The sequence below is a fragment of the Amycolatopsis rhabdoformis genome (genome assembly GCF_035918295.1).
Classification (GTDB): Bacteria; Actinomycetota; Actinomycetes; order Mycobacteriales; family Pseudonocardiaceae; genus Amycolatopsis; species Amycolatopsis rhabdoformis.
The window spans coordinates 5605262-5629082 of record NZ_CP142149.1 but is presented as its reverse complement, the minus strand read 5'-3'; the positions used below and the strand labels follow the sequence as shown (position 1 = coordinate 5629082).

Annotated in this window: 28 protein-coding genes; 22 read left to right on the top strand and 6 right to left on the bottom strand. The window is 70.6% G+C overall.

The window, feature by feature from the left end:
• The first annotated feature begins 75 nt into the window (after positions 1–75).
• Positions 76–672 (top strand): TetR/AcrR family transcriptional regulator, encoded by a 597-nt coding sequence (locus VSH64_RS25940; protein ID WP_326565288.1) that lies wholly within the window; start codon positions 76–78, stop codon positions 670–672.
• A 73-nt stretch (positions 673–745) separates the two neighbouring features.
• Here VSH64_RS25940 and VSH64_RS25935 read toward each other — a convergent pair whose 3' ends face one another.
• Positions 746–1462 carry an SDR family oxidoreductase gene (locus VSH64_RS25935; protein WP_326565287.1) on the bottom strand — a complete coding sequence of 239 codons (717 nt, stop codon included), beginning with the start codon at positions 1460–1462 and terminating at the stop codon, positions 746–748.
• Between the two features lie 79 nt (positions 1463–1541).
• Complete coding sequence (locus tag VSH64_RS25930; RefSeq protein WP_326565286.1) at positions 1542–2255, bottom strand: GntR family transcriptional regulator; 714 nt, start codon at positions 2253–2255, stop codon at positions 1542–1544.
• Positions 2256–2535: 280 nt separating this feature from the next.
• Between VSH64_RS25930 and VSH64_RS25925 the strand changes: the two genes are divergently transcribed.
• The 15 genes from VSH64_RS25925 to VSH64_RS25855 all read left to right on the top strand — a co-directional run bounded on the left by VSH64_RS25925 (position 2536) and on the right by VSH64_RS25855 (position 15149).
• Positions 2536–3354 (top strand): alpha/beta fold hydrolase, encoded by an 819-nt coding sequence (locus VSH64_RS25925; protein WP_326565285.1) that lies wholly within the window; start codon positions 2536–2538, stop codon positions 3352–3354.
• Positions 3351–4622 (top strand): aromatic ring-hydroxylating dioxygenase subunit alpha, encoded by a 1272-nt coding sequence (locus VSH64_RS25920; RefSeq protein ID WP_326565284.1) that lies wholly within the window; start codon positions 3351–3353, stop codon positions 4620–4622. Before VSH64_RS25925 ends, VSH64_RS25920 begins: the two co-directional genes overlap by 4 nt.
• Before the next feature lies 1 nt (position 4623).
• The gene (locus tag VSH64_RS25915; RefSeq protein ID WP_326565283.1) at positions 4624–5127 is read left to right on the top strand and encodes an aromatic-ring-hydroxylating dioxygenase subunit beta; all 504 of its coding nucleotides are present in this window, start codon (positions 4624–4626) and stop codon (positions 5125–5127) included.
• A gap of 10 nt (positions 5128–5137) precedes the next feature.
• Positions 5138–5338, top strand: a complete 201-nt coding sequence (locus VSH64_RS25910) for a hypothetical protein (RefSeq protein WP_326565282.1) — start codon at positions 5138–5140, stop codon at positions 5336–5338.
• Entirely contained in the window at positions 5335–5529 is a 195-nt protein-coding gene (locus VSH64_RS25905) for a ferredoxin (protein ID WP_326565281.1), read from the top strand. The genes VSH64_RS25910 and VSH64_RS25905 overlap by 4 nt, the downstream gene beginning before the upstream one ends.
• A 4-nt stretch (positions 5530–5533) precedes the next feature.
• Entirely contained in the window at positions 5534–6721 is a 1188-nt protein-coding gene (locus tag VSH64_RS25900; protein ID WP_326565280.1) for an NAD(P)/FAD-dependent oxidoreductase, read from the top strand.
• Positions 6721–6972 carry a hypothetical protein gene (locus VSH64_RS25895; RefSeq protein ID WP_326565279.1) on the top strand — a complete coding sequence of 84 codons (252 nt, stop codon included), beginning with the start codon at positions 6721–6723 and terminating at the stop codon, positions 6970–6972. The genes VSH64_RS25900 and VSH64_RS25895 overlap by 1 nt, the downstream gene beginning before the upstream one ends.
• Positions 6973–6988: 16 nt before the next feature.
• Positions 6989–7891: a VOC family protein gene (locus tag VSH64_RS25890; protein ID WP_326565278.1), complete on the top strand. Its 903-nt coding sequence runs from the start codon at positions 6989–6991 to the stop codon at positions 7889–7891.
• Between the two features lie 43 nt (positions 7892–7934).
• Entirely contained in the window at positions 7935–8363 is a 429-nt protein-coding gene (locus VSH64_RS25885; protein WP_326565277.1) for a cupin domain-containing protein, read from the top strand.
• The gene (locus VSH64_RS25880; protein ID WP_326565276.1) at positions 8363–9196 is read left to right on the top strand and encodes an SDR family NAD(P)-dependent oxidoreductase; all 834 of its coding nucleotides are present in this window, start codon (positions 8363–8365) and stop codon (positions 9194–9196) included. The genes VSH64_RS25885 and VSH64_RS25880 overlap by 1 nt, the downstream gene beginning before the upstream one ends.
• A 1-nt stretch (position 9197) precedes the next feature.
• Positions 9198–9551, top strand: coding sequence for a RidA family protein (locus VSH64_RS25875; RefSeq protein ID WP_326565275.1), 354 nt, complete (start codon positions 9198–9200; stop codon positions 9549–9551).
• A 202-nt stretch (positions 9552–9753) separates the two neighbouring features.
• On the top strand, positions 9754–11070 hold the full coding sequence (locus VSH64_RS25870; protein WP_326565274.1) for an MFS transporter: 1317 nt from the start codon (positions 9754–9756) through the stop codon (positions 11068–11070).
• Positions 11071–11190: 120 nt separating this feature from the next.
• Positions 11191–12510: an NAD(P)/FAD-dependent oxidoreductase gene (locus VSH64_RS25865; RefSeq protein WP_326565273.1), complete on the top strand. Its 1320-nt coding sequence runs from the start codon at positions 11191–11193 to the stop codon at positions 12508–12510.
• Positions 12511–12604: 94 nt separating this feature from the next.
• Positions 12605–13360 carry an SDR family oxidoreductase gene (locus tag VSH64_RS25860; RefSeq protein WP_326565272.1) on the top strand — a complete coding sequence of 252 codons (756 nt, stop codon included), beginning with the start codon at positions 12605–12607 and terminating at the stop codon, positions 13358–13360.
• 64 nt (positions 13361–13424) lie between these two features.
• Entirely contained in the window at positions 13425–15149 is a 1725-nt protein-coding gene (locus VSH64_RS25855; protein ID WP_326565271.1) for an L-aspartate oxidase, read from the top strand.
• A 41-nt stretch (positions 15150–15190) separates the two neighbouring features.
• On the opposite strand, the gene VSH64_RS25850 is transcribed toward VSH64_RS25855, so the two are convergent.
• Positions 15191–15517 (bottom strand): cupin domain-containing protein, encoded by a 327-nt coding sequence (locus VSH64_RS25850; RefSeq protein ID WP_326565270.1) that lies wholly within the window; start codon positions 15515–15517, stop codon positions 15191–15193.
• Between the two features lie 113 nt (positions 15518–15630).
• Entirely contained in the window at positions 15631–16065 is a 435-nt protein-coding gene (locus tag VSH64_RS25845) for a cupin domain-containing protein (RefSeq protein ID WP_326565269.1), read from the bottom strand.
• Between the two features lie 188 nt (positions 16066–16253).
• Between VSH64_RS25845 and VSH64_RS25840 the strand changes: the two genes are divergently transcribed.
• The 6 genes from VSH64_RS25840 to VSH64_RS25815 all read left to right on the top strand — a co-directional run bounded on the left by VSH64_RS25840 (position 16254) and on the right by VSH64_RS25815 (position 21445).
• Positions 16254–17273, top strand: a complete 1020-nt coding sequence (locus VSH64_RS25840; RefSeq protein ID WP_326565268.1) for a LacI family DNA-binding transcriptional regulator — start codon at positions 16254–16256, stop codon at positions 17271–17273.
• Between the two features lie 126 nt (positions 17274–17399).
• Complete coding sequence (locus tag VSH64_RS25835; protein WP_326565267.1) at positions 17400–18173, top strand: oxidoreductase; 774 nt, start codon at positions 17400–17402, stop codon at positions 18171–18173.
• Positions 18174–18207: 34 nt separating this feature from the next.
• Positions 18208–18849, top strand: coding sequence for a DNA-3-methyladenine glycosylase family protein (locus tag VSH64_RS25830; RefSeq protein ID WP_326565266.1), 642 nt, complete (start codon positions 18208–18210; stop codon positions 18847–18849).
• 42 nt (positions 18850–18891) lie between these two features.
• Entirely contained in the window at positions 18892–19239 is a 348-nt protein-coding gene (locus VSH64_RS25825; RefSeq protein WP_326565265.1) for a UBP-type zinc finger domain-containing protein, read from the top strand.
• A 59-nt stretch (positions 19240–19298) separates the two neighbouring features.
• Positions 19299–20942 carry a RecQ family ATP-dependent DNA helicase gene (locus VSH64_RS25820; RefSeq protein WP_326565264.1) on the top strand — a complete coding sequence of 548 codons (1644 nt, stop codon included), beginning with the start codon at positions 19299–19301 and terminating at the stop codon, positions 20940–20942.
• Between the two features lie 77 nt (positions 20943–21019).
• Positions 21020–21445 carry a DUF5709 domain-containing protein gene (locus VSH64_RS25815; protein ID WP_326565263.1) on the top strand — a complete coding sequence of 142 codons (426 nt, stop codon included), beginning with the start codon at positions 21020–21022 and terminating at the stop codon, positions 21443–21445.
• Positions 21446–22505: 1060 nt separating this feature from the next.
• On the opposite strand, the gene VSH64_RS25810 is transcribed toward VSH64_RS25815, so the two are convergent.
• Together VSH64_RS25810 and VSH64_RS25805 are read right to left on the bottom strand one after the other, a co-directional pair.
• Positions 22506–22793, bottom strand: coding sequence for a hypothetical protein (locus tag VSH64_RS25810; RefSeq protein WP_326565262.1), 288 nt, complete (start codon positions 22791–22793; stop codon positions 22506–22508).
• Positions 22794–22908: 115 nt separating this feature from the next.
• Positions 22909–23796 carry a LysR family transcriptional regulator gene (locus tag VSH64_RS25805; RefSeq protein WP_326565261.1) on the bottom strand — a complete coding sequence of 296 codons (888 nt, stop codon included), beginning with the start codon at positions 23794–23796 and terminating at the stop codon, positions 22909–22911.
• Positions 23797–23821: the final 25 nt, after the last annotated feature.

Sequence of the window (23821 nt, the reverse complement as noted above, 5' to 3'; positions counted from 1 at the left end):
CACTAACCCTGGATTTCTACCACGTCGAGGACGACGCCGTCGATATTCTTGAACGCTTACCCTACTATTACGACCGTGGGACGAACACGCACCTTCGACGTCGGGGACGCACTCGGCGCGGCTCTGGACACCTTCTGGCAGCGCGGCTACGACGCCACGTCGATGCAGGCACTGTGCCAGGCCATGGACCTCCAGCCCGGCAGTGTGTACGCCGCGTTCGGAAACAAACGCGACCTGTTCGTTTCCGCACTTCGCTCGTACGCCGAAACGGTGTCGGCCGAGGCCGTCGAACGCCTGCACACCGCGCCGAGTGGTCTGGAAGGTCTGCGCGACTACTTCGCCCACCTCGTGGACGCCATGGTCGACGGCCGCCGCCGCTGGGGCTGCCTCGTGACCAACTCCCTCGTGGAGCTCACCGGCCGCGACCCCGCCCTGGCCGCGATGTTCGAACAACACCTCGCCAACCTGCACACCAGCTTCGCCGGCGCCCTCATCCGCGCTCGCGCCGCCGGCGAGCTGCGCCCGGGCGCCGGCCCGGAATCGGCGCCGCTGCTGGTGGCCGTGGTGCAGGGCATGAACGTGCTGGCCAAGACGAACCCCGGCCGCGCCGCGCTGCAGGCCGTGGTCGACGGCGCGCTGACGGGCTTGGCCGCACCGGCCACGCAGGACTGACCCGGCGCCGCGGCGAACAGGTTCCGCGGGTCGAGCCAGACCGGCGGCTCCCGCGGAATCGGAAGCAGGTTCGTCAGAGACCCTGAATGCGCCCGCCGTCGACGACAACGGCCGCACCGGTCAGGTACGCCGTGTGCGCCGAGCACAGGAACGCCACGATCTTCCCGAACGCGTCCGGATCCCCGATGTATGTGCGGTCCTGCCGGCCCAGCTCGACGATGCGCTCGGTGGCGTGCGCGCCCGGGCACACGAGGTTGAGCGTGACGCCCGAAGCGGTGAGCTCGTTGGCCGCGGTTTTCGCCCAGCCCCACAGCGCGGGACGGGCCACATTGGACAGTGCGAGGTTGTCCATCGGCTGGCGCGCCGAGCCGGACGCGATGAGGCACAGCCGGCCCCAGCCCTGCTCGACCAGCGCCGAGCGCGCCGCGCGCACGAGCCGGATCACCGACATCGTGTTCGCCGTGAGCGCGCCGTAAAGCTGCTCCTCGCTCACCTCGAACGCACCGCCGGGCTTCGGGCCCGCGTTGTTGGCCACCACGATGTCGAGCCGGCCGAACTTCTCGAGCGCGCGGTCCACCAGCGTCTGCGGCAGCGCTTCGTCGGTCACGTCACCCGGCACGATCTCGACGTCCACGTCGACCTCGTCACGCAGGCGTTGCAGCTGGTCAGCGGAGCGGGCGTTGACGACGAGCCGCACGCCCTCGGCGGCCAGCGCGATGGCCGACGCCCGGCCGAGCCCGCGCGAAGCGGCGGTGACCACGGCGACGCGACCGGAAATCCCTAAGTCCATGGTCTTAGTATACTTATCAAGTGTACTAGGGCAACCGACGAAAAAAGCCCGCACTCCGGAGAGCGCGGGCTTCGGGACCTCAGGCCGACGGGGAAGTGGCCCGTTTCCAGTTCAACGGCTTGATGATCGGCCCGGCCGCCGCCGCCGCGCGGATCGCGTCGCGGAACGTCTTGTCTGACGCGCGCACGTGCTCACGCATCAGCCGCACGGCTTCCTCGGCGTCGCCGGCGGCGATCCCGGCGAGGATCGCGTGGTGCTCCGAGATCCGGTGCTTCGACTCCTCGTGGGGCACCGCGACGCCGGCCGTGACCGCGGCCATCACGCTGCGCAGGCCCTCGAGGATCTTGCGCGTGCGCGGCAGTCCGGCCAGTTCGGCCGCGGTGAGGTGGAACTCCTCGTCGAGGGCGAACATCGTCTCGTCGGGGTTGCCTTCGTCCTGACGACGGAGGATGTCGGCCAGGCGCGCGAGACCTTCCGGGGTCTGCTGCGCCGTGAGGCTGCGGGCCACCAGGATCTCGAGCTGCTCGCGCAGCGCGGCGATCTCGTCGACCTCGGCTTCGGTGAACTCGCGGATCCGGTAGCCACGCCGGCGGGCCGCGACGACCACGCCGTCGCGCTCCAGCGCCTTCAGCGCTTCGCGGACCGGCGTGCGCGAAACGCCGAGCAGCTCGGCGAATTCGGCTTCCGAGTAGAAGCGGCCGGGGCTGATCCCACCGTCGCGCAACGCTCGGCGCAGCGCTTGGTAGGCCTGCTGGCCCAGGTAGTCCTCGGACAGTTCGGCTGCGTCACTCATCCGACGCACCGGCGGGGGACTCGGTAGCTAACGACACTACGTGAGCATACCAGTCTGCCTGCGTAGCTGAGCGAACATTGTGGCACACAACCGTAGTATGCTAGCGTTCGCCGAACGAGAGGAACACAGCTCGCGGCGGGAGGAAGCAGACAGGTATGAGTTCGAGGCGAATGCTCCGGAGTCGGCGATGACGCCCGGTGCGGGTGCGCCGTCACCCGAAGCTCCCGAATCCCGGCGGCCCACGGATACCGTCCCCGAGTCGGCCGTATCCGAGCGCGCAGTGCCCGAGTCCACTGTGCACGGTGTGCGCGGCGGCAAGATCTCGGCCCGCACGGCCGGCCGCGGCCCGGCGGTGCTGCTGCTGCACGGAGTCGGCACGGCGAGCCCGTCGTACTGGGCCCAGTTCGCGGCCCTGCGCGAGGACTACGAGCTGATCGCGTGGGACGCGTTCGGCTACGGCGCGTCGAGCGAGCCGCCGGCCGAACCGCGGCTCGACGACTACGCCGACGCCGCCGCGGATCTGCTCACGGCCCACGGCCGGGAAAACGCCCACGTGGCCGGGGTTTCGTGGGGCGGCGTCGTGGCGACGCGGCTCGCGCTGCGCCACCCTGGCCGGGTGCGCACGCTCACGCTGATCTCCTCGACGTACGGCCGCCAGCACAACGCCGCCGTGCTCGAAAGGTTCGGCGAGCGGGTGGCCGAGCTCGACCACGAAGGTGTGCGGAACTGGGCGCGGGCCCGGGTCGACCGGCTCGTGTCGTCCGCCGCGCCGCACTACCTCAAGGAGCGGATCGTGGAGACGGCCGTGGGTTCCGTGCGCCTGTCCGGCTTCGCCGCGGCCACCCGGACGCTGGCCGACACCGACCACCGCCCCGAGCTGGGCGAGGTGCGCGCGCCGACGCTCGTGCTGTGCGGCGACCAGGACCTCATCACCGGCCCGCCCGAGAGCCGCGTGCTCGCCGACGGGATCCCCGGCGCCGAGTACGTGGTCGTGCCCGGCGGCGGGCACGCGCTCAACCAGGAGAAACCCGCCGAAGTCAACGAGCGTCTGCGGCAGCACTGGCGCGGCTTCGACAGCCGGGAAGGAGAGCAGGCATGACCGACAGCTCGCAGGCAGAGCCGGCTTCGCTGGTCCGCGAAGGCGGCGTCGAGGTCGGGATCAAGGCGTTTCACGACGAAGGCGTGTACCGCGAAGAACTGGAGAAGATCTTCGCGAAGTGCTGGCTGTTCCTCGGCCACGAGACGCAGCTGCGCCGCCCCGGCGACTACCTCTCCACGCGCATGGGCGAGGACGAGGTGGTGGTCACGCGCACCAAGGACGGCCGGCTGCGTGCGTTCCTCAACAGCTGCCGCCACCGCGGCCCGAAGCTCTGCCGCGCCGACCAGGGCAACTCGCAGGCGCTTCGCTGCCCGTACCACGGCTGGACCTACGACCTCGACGGCAACCTCGTGGGCGTGCCCCGGCTGCGCACCGCCTACCACGGCGAGTTCGACCGCAGCGCGGTCAAGCTGATCGAGGTGGCGAGGCTCGACACCGTCCACGGCCTGATCTTCGCCACCTGGGACCCGGACGCGCCCACGCTCGCCGAGTACCTCGGTGACTTCCTGCCGTACCTGGACCTGATGCTGGGCCGCTCGGAAGCCGGTTTCGAGGCCGTGGGCGGCGTGCACAAGTGGACGATCGAGACGAACTGGAAGATCCCCGCGGAGAACTTCTCCGGCGACCAGTACCACCTCTCGTCCACGCACGCCTCCAGCGTCGAAGTGGGGCTGCGCAACCGCGTGACCGAGTACGGCCACACCATCCACGTCGAGGGCGGCCACGGGTTCACGCGTGAGAAGGGTGGTGCGCAGCAGGGGACCGCGGCGGTGACCGCGTACACCGAACACGTGCGGCGAGTGCAGGACGGCCTGCGCGACCGGAGTCCCGAGCTGGCGGAGTTCGTGCCGCTCGGGGTCGGCTCGATCTTCCCGAACCTGTCCTTCATGGACGGAATGCGCTTTCTCACGCTGCGCCAGTGGCAGCCTCGCGGGCCGCACCGCATCGATGTGAACTCGTGGTGCCTGGTGGACAGCGCGTTGTCCGACGAGCTGAAGGACGCGGCCATGCGCCAGTACGTGCTGTCCTTCGGGCCCAGCGGGATGTTCGAGCAGGACGACGGTGAGATCTGGACCTCCATCAGCGAGGCGACGCGCGGGGTCGTGGCGCAGCGGCATTCGTTCGACTACACGATGGGCGTCGGGCACGAGGTCGCGGTGAAGGACCACACGGGGGTCGACCTGCCGGGTGTGATGGGCGAGGCGTTCATCACCGAAGGCAACCAGCGCTCGTTCTACCGCCGCTGGCGTCAGCTGATGGAGAAGTGACATGACGAGCACAACCGCGGCGTTGATGTCCACAGTGGACGAGATCTACCGGCGCGAGATCCGCGTGCTGCAGAAATCGGCGTACCTCGACTGGCTGGCGTTCTTCGCACCGGAGTTCCGCTACCGCATGCCGGTGGTGAAGAACACCGACGCGCGCGCCGACATGATCGCGCGCGACGGCGAGCTCGCCTACTACGACGAGGACCGCACCACGATGGAGCTGCGGGTGCGCAAGCTCGCGAGCTCCCACGCCTGGACGGAGATCCCGCCTTCGCGGCTGCGCTATTTCGTGCAGGTGCTCGATCTCACCGTCGGGGAGGGTGGGTTCGAGGTCGTGAGCAACATCCTCGTGTTCCGGACCCGCAACGAGGACCAGGAGCACACCTACTACGGCGAACGCACCGACCGCTTCGTCGAGGTCGCGGGCGAGTGGAAGATCGCCGAGCGGGTCGTGGTACTGGACCGCGCGCGCCTGGCCGCCGAGAACATGAACATCTTCCTCTGAGGGAGGCCCGATGGAACTGCGCGACGGCACCGGCCGAGTGCTCGCTCGGCTGGCGGTCGACGAGTCCGCCAACGGCGAGCGCTTGAAGATCACCTCCGCGCTGACCGGCGAACACGCCTTCGCCGACGCGTTGATGCTCGAGGCGCTCACGTGGGTGCCCGACGAGGTGCTGGCCGAACCGGACCCCGGGACGAAGGAGCAGGAGCAGTGAAAGCGCACATCGACCTGGCCCTGTGCGAGGGCTACGCCAACTGCGTGGTGGAAGCCGACCGGGTCTTCGACATCGACGAGGGCACCGGCCAGGCCGTGGTCCTGCTCGCCGACATCCCGGCCGAGCTCGCCGAAGACGCCCGCCGGGCGCGGGAAAGCTGTCCCGTGCAGGCGATCCGGCTGGACGGGTAGCGCGATGCGGATCGTGATCGCCGGCGGTGGCCTGGCCGGGGTGAGCGTGTGCCGGGAGCTGCGAGCTCGCGGATTCGGCGGCGAAGTTGTGCTGCTGGATCGTGAGGCCGGGCTGCCGTATGACCGGCCGCCGCTGTCCAAGCAGCTGCTCAAGGGCACTGCGGAACCCGAAGACATCCTGCTGCCCGATGCCGCGCGGCTGGCCGAGTACGAAGTGGACCATCGTGCGGGTGTCACCGTTTCGGGTCTGGGCGACCGGGTGGTGGCGCTGGCCGACGGTGCCGAGGTTCCGTTCGACGGCCTGGTGATCGCCACCGGCGCGGCGGCTCGGCGCGTGCCGGGGCAGCCCGACGTCGCCGGCATTCATCCACTGAGGACACTCGCCGACGCGCTGGCGTTGCGCGGACACCTCGCCACCGCGCGCGACCTCGTGGTGATCGGCGGTGGCTTCATCGGTCTGGAGGTCGCCGCCGCGGCGGTCGGGCAGGGCGTGGCCACCACGGTCGTCGAACGCGACGAGGTTCCGCTGGCCCACGCGATCGGGCCGGTGGCGGGCGGCTGGATGACCGACCTGCATCGGGACCACGGCGTGCGTTTCGCCTGTGGCACCGAGGTTTCCGGCTTCACCGTGACCGACGGTCGCGTGCGGGGCGTCGACCTGGCCGACGGCGAGCACTTGCCGGCCGACGTGGTCGTGGTCGGCGTGGGTGCCGCGCCGGTCACCGGCTGGCTCGGCGACGCGGTGCCGGTCGCCGACGGCGTGGTGTGCGACGCGGGCCTGCGGGCCGCGCCGCGGATCTACGCGGCGGGTGACGTCGCGCGCTGGCAGCACCCGCGGTTCGGCTCGATCCGGGCCGAACACTGGACGACGGCGGTCGACCACGCGCGCACGGTGGCGACGAACCTCCTGGCGGAGCTGGAAACCGGGGTGCCCGGCGGAAAAGAAGCCGCGGAGGTGCCGTACTTCTGGACCGACCAGTACGACACGAAGCTGCAGCTCGCCGGCTGGGCCGGCGGGCACGACCGCCGCGAGGTGGTCGAGGACGGGCGCGCCCTGCTGTACGGCCGGGGGAACCGGCTCGTGGCCGCGCTCGCGCTCAACCGGCCGGCCTTCGTCGCCCGTCACCGCCGCGCGATCGCGGCCGGGGTGTCGTGGCGGGAGGCGACCGAGGCCGTGAGGAGGAGTCGGTGATGGACAGGGAAATCGTGCTCGGCAACGAGTTCGCCCGCGTGCGGCTGGAGGTCGTGTCCGGTCCGGACGGTGATCGGCTGCGCATTGCGGCCATCCGGACCAAACGCACGCGGATGTTGTCGGCCGAAGAAGTCGAACGGCTGAGCCGGCTGCCGGTCAGCCGGTACCTGGAAGCGCTGGAAACCCCGTTCGGACCCGAGCCGGAGCTGGGCTTCAGCGCGGATTTTCCCGCGGTGGGAACCGAATCGTGACGAGAGAAGAGTGGGTATGGGCCTGCAGAAACTGATCTGGGCCGAGCTGGCCGTCGAGGACTTCGAGCAGGCGCTCGAGTTCAACGTCGAGGTACTCGGGCTGAGCGTGGTCGCCAAGGACGGCGAATCGGTGCACCTGAGCTGCGACCTCGACGACCCGCACGCGCAACTCGTGGTGTCACCGGGCGGCACGGGCGTGCGGTCGTTCGCACTCGGCGTCGACTCCGAGGACGAGCTGGCCCGGTTCGAGGCGCGCCTGGCGGAGCTCGACGTGGCGACCGAACGCCGCAGCGACGCCCGGCCGCACCAGCCGGTGAGCCTCGCGTTCCGGCTGCCGACCGGCCAGGAGGTGGTGCTGGTGCCGCGCCCCGGCCGGCCGCTGTACCGCCACCAGGGCTTCGACGTGAGCTCGATGCGCCGGGGCGTCGGGGTGGCCGACCTCGACCACATCACCATCGCGTTCAGCGACGACGCCCAGGCCCGCGCTACCGCGCACGTGCTCACCGAAGGCCTGGGGTTCCGGATCTCCGACCTCTTCGTGAACGCCGACGACGAGTGGCTGGCCGCCTGGACCCGGGCCGGCGAGGTGCACCACGACGTGGGCCTGATCCGGTGCCAGGCCGGCGCTTCGCTGCACCACCTGGCGTGGACGGTGGACAACATGGAGCACCACAAGCGCGCGGCCGACACGCTTGCGAGCGCCGGGCACCTCCTGGAGACTGGCCCGGGCCGCCACGGGGTCGGCGGCAACCTCTACTCGTACCTGTGGACGCCGGGTGGCAACCGTTACGAGCTGTCCGCCGAGATGCCGCGGATCCTCGGCGAGCGCACGGATCCGCTGGTGCGCAAGGCCGGCGAGTTCAATTCGTTCAGCGCGTGGGGTGCGCAGCGGCCGGAGTCGTTCACCCGCGGGTCCTGAGTGGACGCACGCGGTTCCGCAACAACAGGAAGGGAGGCCGGCCGTGTTGGTGGTCGAGCACGAGAAGGTGGAGTGGGAGCAGTGGCGGCCCGGGGTCCGGTCGCGGGCGTGGGCCAGCGCGTCCACCGGGGCCCGGCAGGTGCGCATCGCCGAGCAGATCCTCGACGTCGGCATGCAGGCGCCGCCGCACTGGCACTACTTCGAGGAGAACATCACCATCCTCAAAGGACGTGGCCGGTTCACCGTGGACGGTGAGACCGTGGAGCTCGGTCCCGGGCACACCGTGATCGCGCTGAGCATGCAGGTGCACGGGTTCGTGAGCATCGGCGACGAGCCGCTGCACATCATCGCGTCGATGGGCTGGCCGATCAACGAGATGAACTACCTCGACAAGCCGGACTCGGTGTTCCGGGCGGGCGAGGCCGTCGACGGGGGCAACCGGCGCCGGCTGGTGGCCGCCGAGGTCGACTGATGACGGCCCAGACCGTGCCGGCTCAGCCGTGGCCGGCCCGGCTCGAAGGCAGCGTCGCCCTCGTGACCGGCGCCGGCTCGGGAATCGGCGCGGGCGTGATGCGCCGGTTCGTGCGCGAAGGCGCGCGGGTCGTCGCGATGGGCCGCGGAGCCGACCGGCTGCGCGAAGCCGTCGAGCCGCTGGGCCCGGCCGTGGTCGCGATGCCCGGTGACGTCACGGATCCCGCCGACTGCCGCGACGCGGTGGACCTGGCGCTCTCGCACTTCGGCAAGCTCGACGTGCTCGTGCCCAACGCCGGGATGTACGACCAGAACGCGGCCCTGTCGCAGCTCTCGCTCGAAGAACTCGAAGCGGCGTATGCGGAAGTGTTCACCGTGAACGTGAAGGGCGCGCTGCTCACCGTGCACGCGGCGCTGCCGGCCCTGATCGAGTCACGCGGTTCGATCATCTTCACCGGCTCGATCTCCAGCCTGCAGGCCGGTTTCGGTGGTGCGCTGTACGTGCCGTCGAAACACGCGGTGGCCGGGCTCGCCAAGCAGCTCGCGTTCGAGCTCGCCGGGCGCGTGCGCGTGAACACCGTGGCCGCGGGTTACGTGACCACGGACCTCGTCGGGCCGCAGGCGCTCGGCGGTGGTTCTTCGCTGCCCGACGTCGATCGGGTCGTGCACCGCCTGCCCACCGGGTTCGCGCCCGGACCCGACGACATCGCTGGCGTCTACGCGATGCTCGCGTCGCGAATGGACGGTGCGGCCGTCACCGGCGCGGTGTTCTCCGTGGACTCCGGCCAGCCCCTGTGGGGACCACCCCGCCCCGATACCGAGGAGAGTTCCTGAAATGACGTCCGCGGACTTCGACCACCCTTATTCCGACAGCGTTTCGGTCGGCGACGTGGTCTTCGTGTCCGGCTGCCTGCCGGTGGACGAAGCCGAAAACCTGGTGCAGGGCCGCAAAGAAGCCCTCGACGCGGCACTCGCGACGGTCGGACGCCGGCTGGGCAAGACCGGGCTCACGCTCGACGCGGTCGTGAAGCTCACCTACTTCGTCACGGACATGGGTGACCGCGCGCTGGCCAACGACCAGTACGTGGCCACCTGGGACGAACCCCGGCCCGCACGCTCGGTCGTGCAGGTCACCGGGCTGCCGCGGGGCGCGTCGGTGGAAATCGACGCGATCGCCCGCCGCGCCTGACCGATCGGCTCGTTCCCGGGGGAGCGGGAACGAGCCGATCCCGTTCACCGGAAGGAGTTCCACACCCGGCAGCCGATCGGCCGCCACGCTTGCCAGGGGTCGGGCAAGGTCGCTTCGCCGTGCCCTGAGCACGGATCTTCTTGGTCATTCCTCGATTCAAGGGTGAATCATGAGTGTACGAGATCTGATCGACAACCGTCCCATGACAAGGTTCCAGGTCCTGGTGATCGCGTTGTGCGTGATCATGAACGTGATCGAGGGTTACGACATCCTCGTGATGGGATTCGCGGCCTCGGGTGTGCGTGCGGAGTGGGGAGTTTCGGCGTCCGCGGTCGGGCTGCTCATCAGCGCCGGCCTGATGGGCATGGCCGTGGGGTCCACCTTGGTGGCGCCGCTGGCCGACCGCATCGGCCGACGGCCGCTCACGCTGGTCTGCCTCGCCGTCGCCACGCTCGGTATGGCGCTCTCGGCGGCGACCGGCGCGTACGGGCAGCTGTGGGCCTGCCGGTTCGTGACCGGCCTCGGAGTGGGCGGGGTGATGGTGAGCCTGCCGGTGATCATCGCCGAGTTCAGCAGCCGGCGGGCGCGGGGCACGTCGGTGGCGTTCTTCGCGCTCGGCCTGCCCACAGGCGGGTTGCTGGGCGGCAGCGTCGCGGCGCTGGTGGCTTCGCACTACGGCTGGCGTGCGACGTTCGTCTCGGGCGCGATCCTCAGCTTCGTCACCGCCGCGGCGATGCTGAAACTGCTGCCGGAGTCGCTCGACTTCCTGCTCACTCGCCGACCCCGCGGGGCACTCGTACGCGTGAACCGGCTGCTGGAACGCCTGCGCCTCGAGCGCGTGACCGAGCTGCCGGAGCCGGCGGCGCACGAGGTCGGCAACGTCCGCGCCGCGGTGCTGACGGGCCGCAACGGCGTGCGGAGCGCATTGCTCTGGCTCGGCTTCTTCGCATTGTTCGGCGCGCTCTACTTCGCCAGCAACTGGATGCCCCAGCTGCTGGAGCAGAGCGGGCTGTCCGCGCGGCAGGGCATCGGCGGCGGAATCATGATCAACCTCGGCGGCATCGTGGGCTCGCTGCTGATGACGCTGATCGCGCTGCGCTTCAGCAGCCGGGTGCTCGCCGTGGTCACGCTCGCCGGCGCCGCCGTGGTGTTCCTCGCCATGGCGTTCGTGCTCGGCAACCTCACCGCGACCCTGGTGGTAGCCGTGGTGATGGGGATGTTGCTTTACGCACTCGGCGCGTCGCTTTACGCACTCGGCCCGGCCCTCTACCCGACCGGGGTGCGCTCGACGGCACTCGGCTGGGCGGTCGGCGTCGGGCGCATCGGCGCCATCGTGACCCCCCTGATCGCCGGAGTCCTGGTCGACGCCGGCTGGTCGGGAGTGGGACTGTTCGAACTGTTCGCGATCCCCCTCGCGCTCGCCGCGCTGGGCATGGTGGCGCTGCGGTTCGTGAAGCCCGCCCCGGTCACCCAGCCGGCCCCGGTTTCCGGCGCCGAACAGGCCCCGACCTCGGCCTGAAGCCGCGGGGTGGGCGTGACGGCGCCCACCCCGTGACCGCGCCCACTCAACCGGACAAAACTGTCACGTCTCGCACTGCTGCCTTGTCTCCCTTGTGCAAGCGAGGAAACGAGGAGCGAAATGCGCAGGATCCTGGTGGTCGGTGGCGGGTATGCGGGTTTCTACGCGGCCTGGGGACTCGAGAAGCGGTTGAAGCCGGCGGAGGCCGAGCTGACCGTGGTGGACCCGCGGCCGTACATGACGTACCAGCCGTTCCTTCCCGAGGTCGCGGCCGGTTCGATCGAGGCGCGCCACGCGGCGGTGTCGCTGCGGCGGCACCTGCGGCGCACGCGGGTGGTGGCCGGTGAGGTCACTGAGATCGACCACGCGCACCGCAAGGTGACCGTGCTCCCGGCCGAGGGCTCGGAGTTCGAGCTCACCTACGACGAGATCGTGGTCACGGCCGGCGCCGTCACGCGCAAGTTCCCGATCCCCGGCGTCACCGAGCAGGCGATCGGCATGAAGCACGTGGAAGAGGCCGTCGCGATCCGCGACCGGCTGCTGACGTCGTTCGACCGTGCGTCGGTGCTGGAGCCGGGTCCGGCGCGCCGGAAGCTGCTCACCGTCACGTTCGTGGGCGGCGGGTTCTCCGGCGTCGAGGGCTTCGCCGAGCTGCTGTCGCTGGCGACGGCGCTGCTGAAGCACTACCCGGAGATCAGCCGCGACGAACTGAGCTTCCACCTGATCGAGGCCCAGGGCCGGATCCTGCCGGAGGTCACCGACAAGCCGGGCCAGTGGGTGGTGCGCTCGCTCGAAGAACGCGGCGCCCACGTGCACCTCAACACGCAGCTGCGCTCGGCCGTCGACGGGCACGTGGTGCTCTCGACCGGCGAGGAGTTCGATTCCGCGCTCATCGTGTGGACCGCCGGCAACGCCGCCAACCCCGTGGTGCACAACCATACGGACCTGCCGATCGACGAACGCGGCCTGCTGAAGGTGCGCGCCGACCTGCGCGTGGGCACCGAGGAGGAACCGGTGCCGGGGGCGTGGGGCGCGGGTGACGACGCGTCCGTGCCGGACCTCGCGTCGCCGATCCCGGGTGCGCGGACGGTGCCGAACGCACAACACGCGGTGCGCCAGGGCAAGCTGCTTGCTCGAAACCTCACAGCGCATGTTCGTGGCCGCACACCGAAGCCGTACGTGCACCACGGGCTGGGTTCCGTCGCGACGCTCGGCATCGGCAAGGGCATCTTCCAGTACCGGCGGATCGTGATCACGGGCCTGCTCGCGTGGCTGATGCACCGCGGCTACCACGTGCTCGCCGTGCCGAGCTGGGAACGCAAGGTGCGCGTGCTCGCGATCTGGCTCACGGCGGCGTTCTTCGGCCGCGACATCGTGTCGCTCGCCTCGGTCGAGCACCCGCGCGACGCGTTCGTGTCCGGCGGCGACCCGATCAGGTGATTGTCGGCCGGACTGTCACAAATCCGCGGGGCGCCTTGTCCAGCCTGGTGCGAAGTCCCCGGGCCGGCCGGGGACGCTCGGCGAAAGGCGCATCATGAGGATTGTCGTCATCGGCGGTACCGGCCTGATCGGCTCGCGGGTCGTGAGCCTGCTGACGGAACACGGTCACGAGGCGGTGCCGGCAACGCCCAGTTCCGGCGTGAACACCGTGACCGGCGAAGGGGTGAAGGAAGTGCTGCAGGGCGCCGACGTGGTGGTGGACGTGTCGAACTCGCCGTCGTTCGCCGACGACGACGTGCTGGCCTTCTTCCGCGCGGCCACCACCAACCTGACCGAGGCCGCCAAGGGCGCCGGCGTGGGCCACTTCGTGGCGCTGTCGGTGATCGGCAGCGACCGGCTGCCCGACTCCGGTTACCTGCGCGCGAAGGTGGTGCAGGAAGAGCTGATCAAGGCCTCGGGCCTGCCGTATTCGATCGTGCGGGCCACGCAGTTCTTCGAGTTCGTCGGCGCGATCGCCGACGGCGGCACCGAGGGCAACGTGGTGAAGCTGCCCGACGCGGGCATCCAGCCGATCGCGGCGGCCGAGGTATCCGGGGCCGTGGCGAAGGCCGCCGCGGGCTCGCCGCTCAACGGTATGACCGAGATCGGCGGCCCCGAGGTGTTCACGATGGCCGGCTGGGTGCGCGAGGCCCTGACCTTCCGCAACGACCCGCGTGAGGTCACCGTCGACCCCGAGGCCCGCTACTTCGGCGAGAAGCCGGGCCCGAAGGGGCTGCTGCCCGACGAGGGCGCGCAGCTCGGGCAGATCAAGTTCGCGGACTGGCTCCCGGCCAACCCGCCCAGGAAGTGACCCCGGCCGCGGGTGGCCCGGTTTCCGGCGCCACCCGCGCTCCCGGTGTCAGGAGGGAATTTCGATGACAGAGCAGCAGGTCGCGACGTCGGTACTGGTGATCGGCACGGGCGGATCCGGGTTGCGCGCCGCGATCGAGCTGGCCGAGCGCGGCGTCGACGTGCTCGTGGTCGGCAAGCGGGCCAAGGGCGACGCCCACACCACGCTGGCCGCCGGCGGCATCAACGCGGCACTGTCCACCATGGACCCCGAGGACAGCTGGCAGCAGCACGCGGCCGACACCATCAAGGAGAGCTACCTCCTCGCGCACCCCGACACCGTGCAGGTCGTGACGCAGAACGCGGCGCGGGGCATCGAGGACCTCGAACGCTGGGGCATGCCCTTCGCGCGCGAGGCCGACGGCCGGATCTCGCAGCGCTTCTTCGGCGCGCACACCTACCGGCGCACCGCGTTCGCGGGTGACTACACCGGGCTGGAGATCCAGCGCACGCTCGTGAACCGCGCGGCGCAGCTCGACGTCCGGATGCTCGAAAACGTGTACATCACGCGGATTCTCGTGCAGGACAACGTGGTCTTCGGTGCCTATGGCTTCGACCTCGACACCGGCACCCGCTACGTGATCCACGCCGACTCGGTGATCCTGGCCGCCGGTGGGCACACTCGCATCTGGCGCCGCACGTCTTCGCGGCGCGACGAGAACACGGGCGACTCGTTCCGCCTCGCCGTGCTGGCCGGGGGCCGCATCCGCGACCCGGAGCTGGTGCAGTTCCACCCGTCCGGGCTGCTGGAACCGGAAAACGCGGCGGGCACGCTGGTGTCGGAAGCCGCGCGCGGTGAGGGCGGCCAGCTGCGCAACGCGCTGGGCGAGCGGTTCATGGCGAACTACGACCCGCAGCGAATGGAACTGTCCACTCGCGACCGCGTGGCGCTCGCCGCGTACACCGAGATCAAGGCGGGCCGCGGCACGCCGAACGGCGGAGTGTGGCTCGATGTGTCGCACCTGCCGCGCGAGACGATCATGCAGCGGCTGCCGCGGGTGTACCAGACGTTGCTGGAACTGCAGATGCTCGACATCACGAAGAGCCCGATCGAGATCGCGCCCACCGCGCACTACTCGATGGGCGGCGTGTGGGTGCGGTCTTCCGACCACGGCACGGGTGTCGAAGGCCTGTACGCGATCGGCGAGGCCGCGAGCGGTCTGCACGGCGCCAACCGGCTCGGCGGCAACTCGCTGATCGAGCTGCTGGTCTACGGCCGGATCGTCGGCGAGGCAGCGGCCGAGTACTCCGCTTCGCTTTCGGCACAGCGCCGTTCGGCCGGTGCCGTGGCCGAGGCGCGGGGCGAGATCGACGAGCTGCTCGCGGCCGACGGCCCGGAGAACGTGCGGGCCCTGCAGCGGTCCTTGCGCAACACGATGACCGAGCACGCCGGTGTGGTGCGCGACGAGGACGGCCTGCTCGCGGGACTGTCCGAACTGGACGAGCTCGAGGACCGGATGAAGAACGTCGGAGTGCACCCGGACCTCGCCGGGTTCCAGGACCTGGCGCACGCGTTCGACCTCAAGTCCTCGGCGCTGGCTTGCCGGGCGACGCTGGAGGCGGCGCTGGAACGCCGGGAGACGCGCGGGTGCCACAACCGCGCTGACTACCCGGAGCTGGACGAGTCGATGCGGGTGAACTTCGTGTGGTCGGGGCCCGGTCGCCTCGAGCGGGAAGAGCTGCCGCCGGTGCCGGCGGAGATCGCTGTGCTGATGCGCGAGGTTTCCTCGGAAGGAAAGCTGGTCGAGTGACGCTGGGGGCGCTCCTGGTGTGCCGGGAGCGCCCCCACGGTTCAGCGTGGGACGACGTGGGTGAACAGGATCGCCGCGTCGGTCTCGGCCTCGATGCGGTGCCGGCCCGCGGCCGGAACGAAGTAGTCGCCGGGTGCGCCGCTCTGTTGTTGCGCGCCGGTGACGAGCCGGATGTTTCCGTGGAGGACCAGCACGGTGGTTTCGCCGCCCGGGTGCTCGGTTTCGTGCAGGTGTTCGCCTTGGCTCAGCGCCATCACGGTCTGGCGCAACGCGTGTTCGTGTCCGCCGTGGACAGTCACGGCGCTGCGCCGCGCCGGTGCCTGCGTGGCGAGCCCCGTGTGGGTTTCGGCGAGGGTGAAGAGGTTCATGCGGCTCCTCTCGATTGTCCGCTCTGGATTGGCGCGGGGGATTCACACCGTGAGTTTGCGCCGTGGTTTACCGCTGTGGGGCCGGCTTCGCGTTCGCCGGCCCCACAGCCGGGTCACGGGCGGGGTGCGCGAAGGTGCTTGCGTTCCTCGAGCTCCTCGTCGCTCACCGGGATCAGCATCGGCTGCCCGGGCGCGCAGAACATCGTGACGACGAACTGCGACTCGGCGTCGTCGAGGTGGTTGCCGTCCTGGTAGTGGATCACGTCGAACCCGGGCTCCCAGAACGATTCCCCGGCCTTCACCACCCGCTCGGGATCACCCTCGAGCTCGAACACGATCTCGCCCTTGAGCACGTACCCGAACGCCGGACCCGAATGCCGGTGCGGCGGCGCCCCGTCGCTCCCGGGCGGCAACGTGACCAGGATCGTCATCGGCACGGCCCCCTCGGGCGCCGCCGGAGCTCCCTCCGCCGTGCCCACCACCTCGATCTTCGGCGGCGGCGCGGTCGACTTGGGGTTCGGCAGGTGGTGCGAATGTTCCACGCTCATGGTCTTCCTTCAGGCGCGTCGGATGAACCTTTCGCGAGCTGAGACAAGACGGGGTGGTGATCTGTGACAGAAGATCACCACGATCGGCGTGCCACCGGTGCGGTGCGGTGGTGGCGACGTTCGAAAAACACCACGGGCACCCGGTGAAATGCGCGAAGACCACCAGCACCTCTGCGTATACTGCCGTCGTGCGAAGAGCGACCTTGAAGGACGTGGCCGCGCGCGCCGGGGTCCACGTCGCGACCGCGTCGAGGGCGCTCAACGAGACCAGCCGCCACCTGGTGAACAGCGCGACGCTCGACCGGGTGCTCCGCGCGGCCGCCGACCTCGGGTATTCGGGCAACCTCAGCGCCCGCACACTTCGCACCGCCCGGTCGATGGCGATCGGCATGCTGTTGCCCGACCTGACCAACCCGATCTTCCCGCCGATCGTCCGCGGCGCCGAGGACATCCTGCGCGAGCGCGGCTACAGCACCTGGATCGCCAACACCGACGACGACCCGAAGATCACCGCCGCCTCGATCGACGCGTTCCTCGCGCGCGGGGTCGACGGGTTCATCTCCGCCGGCTCGCGCCTGCACGACGGCACGGCCGAGCAGATGGCCGCGCAAGGCCACGCGCTCGTGCTGGTCAACCGGGCCGTCGACCGCGCCGACATCCCCTCGGTCACGGCCGACGACGACCACGGTGTGCGCCTCGCGCTCAGTCATTTCGTGGAGCTGGGGCACCGCAAGATCGTGCACCTGGCCGGTCCGCAGGACCTCTCGACCGGCGTCCACCGCAAGCGCGCGTTCGTGCAGGGCCTCGCCGACCACGGGCTCGACCGCGAGCCCGAACGCGTGGCGCAGTGCGAAGCGTGGTCGCAGCGCGAGGGGCACCGTGTCCTCAGTGGACTCCTGCGTGACGAGAAGATCGACTTCACCGCGATCGTCGCGGGCAACGACCTCATCGCGCTCGGCTGCTACGACGCGTTGCGCGAACGCGGCCTGACCTGTCCGCACGACGTGAGCATCATCGGCTTCAACGACACCCCGTTCATGGACCACGTGGCGCCGCCGATGACCACCATCCGGATCCCGCAGTACGACCTCGGCCGGGAAGCGGCGAAGCTGCTCGTCGACCTGCTCGAGGACCCCACGGGCGGGCCGCGGTCGATCGTGTTGCCGGTGGAGCTGGTGATCCGACGCTCGACCGCACCGTTGCGCTGATCGCCGTTGGTGATCCGTGAACACGGCCACCACGTCCTTGTTCGTCGGTGAACATCGGCGGTCGCTCGCCGGTGCCCGGGCCGTCTAGGCTGCCGCCGAAGCACCTGATCGATCGAGGAGTCACCGATGGACCTGCGGTTGCGTGGCAAGACGGCACTCGTGACCGGCGCGAGCCGGGGGATCGGGCTGGCGGTGACGCGGGCGCTGGTCGAGGAGGGTGTGCGGGTCGTCGCCGCGGCGCGCAACGTGGACGGCGAGCTCAAGGAACTGCCGGTGGAGACCGTCGCGGTCGATCTCGGCACGCCGGACGGCGCGGCGCGGGTGGTCGAAGACGCGGTCGCGCGCGTCGGCGGGATCGACATCCTGGTCAACAACGTCGGCGCGGTCCGGCCGCGACCCGACGGCTTCGCGTCGGTGACCGACGAAGACTGGCTGGCGACGTTCAACCTCGACTTCCTCTCGGGGATGCGCACCACGCGCGCCGCGCTGCCGTCGCTGATCGAGCGCACCGGCGCGATCGTGACCGTGTGCTCGGTGAACGCGACCCTGCCTGACCCGCTGGTGATCGACTACAGCGCGGCGAAGGCGGCGTGCCTCAGCTTTTTCAAGTCCCTGTCGAAGGAGGTCGGCCCGCGGGGCGTGCGCGTGAACACCGTGAGCCCCGGCCCGGTGGCCACGGACCTGTGGCTCGGCAAGGGCGGCGTCGCCGAGACGGTGGGGGGTGCCGTGGGCGCCGAGCCCGGCAGCGTGGCGGCGCAGGCGGCGGCCGGCTCGGTCACCGGCCGGTTCACGCGGCCCGAGGAGGTGGCGGATCTCGTCACGTTCCTGGCCAGCGACCGGGCCGGCAACCTCACCGGCGCCGACCTCATCATCGACGGCGGCCTCACCCAAACGATGTGAAGCACCCCCTCTGACCTGGCGTAACATCCCCTTGATGACCCCCGAGGAGCACCTGCGGCAGGCCGATCCGGTTCTCGGCCGGGCGATGGCCGAGATCACCGGGCGGCCACCGAAGCTGCCGCCGGACGGCGAAGCCGCCGACGACCCGGACATCCCGAAGGACGACTACGGCGTGCTCGTGCGCGCGATCGTGAGCCAGAACATCTCGATCCACGCCTCGCGCGCGATCTTCCGGAAGCTGAAGGACCGCTTCGGCGGCCGCGTGCCGACGCCCGAGGAGCTGCTGGCCGACGACCCCGAGCAGCTGCGCCCGGCCGCCGGTCTGTCGCGCGCGAAAACGGTGTCGCTGCGCTCGCTCGCCGACTGCATCCTGTCCGGCCGGCTCGACCTCGACGCACTCGACGGCCTGCCCGACGACGAGGTGGTCGCTCAGCTCTCCCTGGTCAAGGGCATCGGCGTGTGGACGGCGCAGATGTTCCTGATGTTCCACCTCCACCGCCCCGACGTGCTGCCGGTCGGTGACCTCGAGCTGCGCCGCAGCGTCGCGCAGGTGTACGGCCTCGCCGCGCGCCCGACACCGGCCGAGCTCACGCGGCTGGCCGAACCGTGGCGGCCCTACCGCACGCTGGCGAGCCTGTACCTGTGGCAACTGGCCGAGCAGGCACCGCGGTTGTGATTAAGCTGGTGGCACAGGACTTTTCACGCAAAGGAGAAACACGTGGAGGGTGTCGACCCCGCCGTGGCGCCGAGCGGCAACGGCTGCGCGGACTGTGACGCGGCGAGCCCGCAGGGCTGGTGGTTCCACCTGCGCCGCTGCGCGCAGTGCGGCCACATCGGCTGCTGCGACTCGTCGCCGGGCCAGCACGCGAGCGCGCACGCCGCGACGTCCGGCCACCGCATCGTCCGCAGCTTCGAGCCGGGCGAGGAGTGGTTCTGGGACTACGTCGAGGAAGTGATGTACGAACGCGGCCCCGCGCTGGCCGCGCCGACGCACCACCCGCTCACCCAGGCCGCCCCCGGCCCGGCCGACCGCCTGCCGGCGGACTGGGCGGAGAAGCTGCACTAGGCGGCCGTCGGGTCGGTCGCCTCGCGGTGGCCGGCCCGACTGCCAGTACCTTCGATGCCATGACCAGCTCACGTCCGACCCCCGCCTCGGTGGCGGGAGCGTTGTTCGAATTCTCACTTCGGCCCGCGCAGCTGCAGGCGGCCGACTCGGCGGCGGCGGGGCGCGACACGTTGGCGGTGCTGCCCACCGGCAGCGGGAAAAGCGCCATCTACCAGGCCGCCGGCCTTGCCCGCGGGGGGCTGACGCTGGTCATCTCGCCGCTCATCGCCCTGCAGCGCGACCAGCTGCGGTCGATCGCGGGCCGCGCGTACGGTGACCGGACGATCAACGCCGCGCTGCTCAACTCGAGCCAGAAGGTGCACGAGCGTCGCGACACGTTGGCACGGCTGGAAAAGGGCGAGCTCGACTTCGTCTACCTCGGGCCCGAGCAGCTCACCAACGCCGAGACCCGCGCGGCCATCCGGAACGTCACGCTCTTCGTGGTGGACGAGGCACACCTCGTGAGCGAATGGGGACAGGAGTTCCGGCCGGAGTACCTGCGCCTCGGCGACGCGATCACCGAGTTCGGCCGGCCGCCGATCCTCGCGCTCACGGCCACGGCGTCGCCGCCGGTGCAGGCGGACATCACGCGGCGGCTCGGGATGCGCGACGCGGAGGTGGTGATCGCCGATTTCGACCGGCCGAACATCTCCCTGTCGATGCGCCCGACGCAGCCGAGCAAGCCGGAGGCGCGGGCCGTCGACGACCGGTGCGTCGACGTGCTGATCCAGCACGACACCCCGGCCCTGGTCTACGCCCTGACCCACGCCCGGTGCGAGTCGCTCGCCGACCGGCTGCGGCTCGACGCGTTCCGCTCGGCGCCCTACCACGGTGGGATGACCGCGGCGGCCCGCGCGCAGGTGCAGGACGATTTCTTCGCGGGGAAGCTCGACGTGGTGGTGGCCACGAGCGCGTTCGGGATGGGGATCGACAAATCCGACATCCGCACGGTGGTGCACGCCGGCGTGCCCGCGAGCATCGACGACTACTACCAGGAGATCGGCCGCGCGGGCCGGGACGGGGAACCCGCGGTGGCCGTGCTCGTGCACGATCCGCGCACGATCCGCATCCCGCGCCTGCTCGCCGCTCGCACGCACCTGGGTGAGGACGCGGTGCACCACGTGGTGGACGCGATCGAGAACGCGCCCGGCCAGGCGACGCTCGCGGACCTGACCGCGCAGGCCGGGGTGCCCGGCCACGCGGTGGAGCGGGTGGTGAACGAGCTCGCCGAGCTGGGGTTCGTCGGCGTCACGGGGTCGGGCCACCACCGCGTGGTGGCTTGTGAACAGGACCTCACGCCACCGGCCGAGCTCGCCGACCAGCTCGTGGACCTCGACCGGCGCCGGCAGGCCGTGCTCACGAGCCGGATCGAGGCCGCGCGGGCGTATGCCGAGAGCACGCGGTGCCGCCGTGCGGAACTTCTCGCGTATTTCGGTGAGACTTACACACCGCCGTGTGAAAACTGCGACAACGACCGTGCGGCTTCCACCAGCGAACGTTCGAGTGCCACCGTGACCGGCGGCGCGCCCGTCCACCACCGCCTGTGGGGCGACGGCCAGCTGCTGAGCCGTGACGACCACGAGCTGCTGGTGTATTTCCCGAGCGTCGGCTACAAGCACCTCACGGCGTCGGTGATCTCGTCCGGCATCCTCCAGCCGCGCTGAACAAGGCGCGGCGGGCTCACCTGGTAACTTCCCGGCGCGGGCGCGAGACTAGGGGCGCCCCGAGAGAGGAGCCGTTCGTGGACGACGACATCGAGGACAACGCCGACACCGGCGTGCTCGACCCTGAAGACACCCTCGAGGACGGCGACCCGTACGACGAGGGTTACTCGCCGCCGGAGCGCCCGTACGAGGTCGACGAGTTCGGCACCACGCCCGAGGAGGAGCGCGAGGGCGAAAGCTGGGAAGGCCGCCTGTCGCGCGAACTGCCGGACGTCCGGCTCGACGAGGACGGCGACGACCTCGGCGACACGGACGACACCGACGGCGAACTCCGCGACGACGAACTCGGCGACACCCGCGCGGGCCGCCTGGTCGCCAGCAACGAGGGCTCCGGCGAAGACTCCGACGACGAGCTCTACGCCTCCGACATCGGTATCGACGGTGGTGCGGCGTCGGCGGAAGAGGCGGCTGTCCACGTGGTGGATGACCCCGAGGGTTACTGAGCTTCACTGCGCCTTGGTTGGGCTTGTCCGAGGGGTTACCTCGGACAGGCCCGGCGCGGCGTGGCGCGGCACCGCTTGGCGCGGCGCGGGTCGGCTTGGCTGAGGGTGGTGCGGGGGCTTCCTGCGCCACCCTCTGCAGTTGGATGGCGCTTTTCGCAGAGCCGGGCCACTTCGCCGCACGGGATCAGCGGGATCCTGCATGACCGCTTTTGCTGTCGCGGTTCCAGGCTTCTGGCCCGGCCCCACGTCGCTGCGGTGCGGCTTTCCTGCTCAAGCAGCCTGCGGCTGCTCGCCACGCCGGGATCTGCGGAGTCTTTCCGGCACGGTCGACGTCGGTGCGGTGTGGGTGCGGCCTGTTCCTGCCCCACCGGGCTGCGGCTGGTCGCCTTGCCGGGATTGGTGAAGTCTTGCACTGCCTGCTTCCGCCTTTCGCTGCAGCAGGCTTCTGGCCCGGTTCGACGGCGGTGCGGTCCGGGTACGGCTAGTTCCTGCTGCAGCGGGGACGCCGCTGCTCACCGCGCCGAGGTCGGCGGGAATCCTGCACGGTCCGGGCGCTTCTGCTTTCACGGTTCGAGATTTCCGGCCCGGCTTGACGTCGGTACGGTGGGGGTCCGGTGTGTTCCTGCTCTAGCGGGCTGCGGCTGGTCGGTTTGCCGGGATCGGTGGGGCCCTGCTTGACCCGCTTCCGCTTTCGCCGGCTCCAGACTTCTGGCCTTGTCCGACGTTGGTCGGTCAGGGTGCGGCTGTTCCTGCCCACCGGGCTGCGGTTACTCGCCGCATCGGGATCGGCGAGGGTCCTGCTTGGCTCGCTTCTGATTGCCCGCGGTTTCAGGCTTCGGCCCGGCCCCACGTCGCTGCGCTCCGAGTGCGGCTTGTTCCTGCTCCAGCGGGCTGCGGCTGCTCGCCGCGCCGAGGTCGGCACGGTCCCGGGGCACCGGTCGCGCAGACCGGCCAGAGCCCCGCAGCCGTCCGGCGTCCGGCTCCTGCGGCATGATTCCCCAGCTCGCCCGCCCCGACGTCCGCGACCCAAGCCCGCAGGCCGGCACCTACCGCCCGAACCTCAGCCCTTGCGAGCGATCTCCTCCAGCCACCCGGTCACCTTCACGCAGATCGTCGCCTCGCCGCCGCGGGTGTGTTCGACCAGTTTGTCCTGGGACCAGAGCATGGCGGCGACCACGCCGTGGCGCACGGGGGTCAGGCCGATCTGCCAGGGCCCGTGGTGCCATTCGGCGGTGCTCCACTGGCCGGTGGTGGCGCTGCGCTCGACGGTCCAGGCCGGGCCGGAGGCCAGTTCTGCCACCGTTTTCGGCGCGCGCCACTGCCGGACGGTGTTGTTTTCGGTGCTCATCAAACGGGCCCCTCGGGGTCGCGCGGAAACAGGTGTGTCGCGAGAGCGGCGGTGCGGCCGCGAGAGCGGGGAGTCAGCGCACGGTGGCAAACCTTTCGTTCAACTCCCGTTCACTTTAGCGGCCCGTGAGGTGGGTCTGGGCAATCTTGCGGAAAGCCGTGACCAGACGGCCGCGGTCGTCCGCGCGCGTCGCGAGCACCACGTGCGCGGGTTCGACGTCCTCCAGCACCACGGACGTGAGGTCCGGCCGCAGGAACCGCACGTCGTGGCCCGCGGAGATGGCCACGGCCTGCCCGGCGGCCACGAGCTCGAACTTGTCTTCCAGCGCGTCGATCACGGGGCCGTCCGGGGCGAGCCGGCCGTCGGGGCGTGGTTCCACGCGCCAGAACGCGCTCCACGCCGGGTCGGAGTCGCGCACGCGGGGCAGCGGCTCGTCGGCGATGTCGTTGATGCTCACCGATTCCTTGCCCGCCAGCCGGTGGTCGAGGGGGAGCAGGACCACCCGCGGCTGGTCGTAGAGCACCGTGACGTGCAGCCCCTCGGTCGGGAACGGCAGCCGGCTCACCACGGCGTCGAGGCGGTGCTCCAGCAGCGAAGCCGGCACGTCGTCGAACGCCACGTGCAGCGACCGCACGTCGGCCTCCGGGTGCCGGTGGCGCATCTCCCGCACGGCCGGCGTGACGATGAGCCCGCCCGCGTACCCCACGGCGAGCCGGCTGGGCTGCGCCGCGGCCCGCGTGCGTGCGATGGTGCGCGCCGCCGTGCGCAGCAACGCCTTGGCCTCCGGCAGGAACACCTCACCCGCCGCCGTGAGCCGGCTGCCCTGCGGGGTGCGGTCCAGCAGCCGCGCGCCGAGCTGCTGCTCCAGCCTGCGGATCTGCCGGCTGAGGGAAGGCTGCGTCACGTGCAGCGCCTCGGCGGCGCGGCCGAAGTGCCGGTGCTCGGCCACGACCGTGAAGCAATGCACCAGCCGGAGGTCGAGGTCGACCTGGTGTTCGGGCATGACAGCAATCCTACCTGTGGTGATG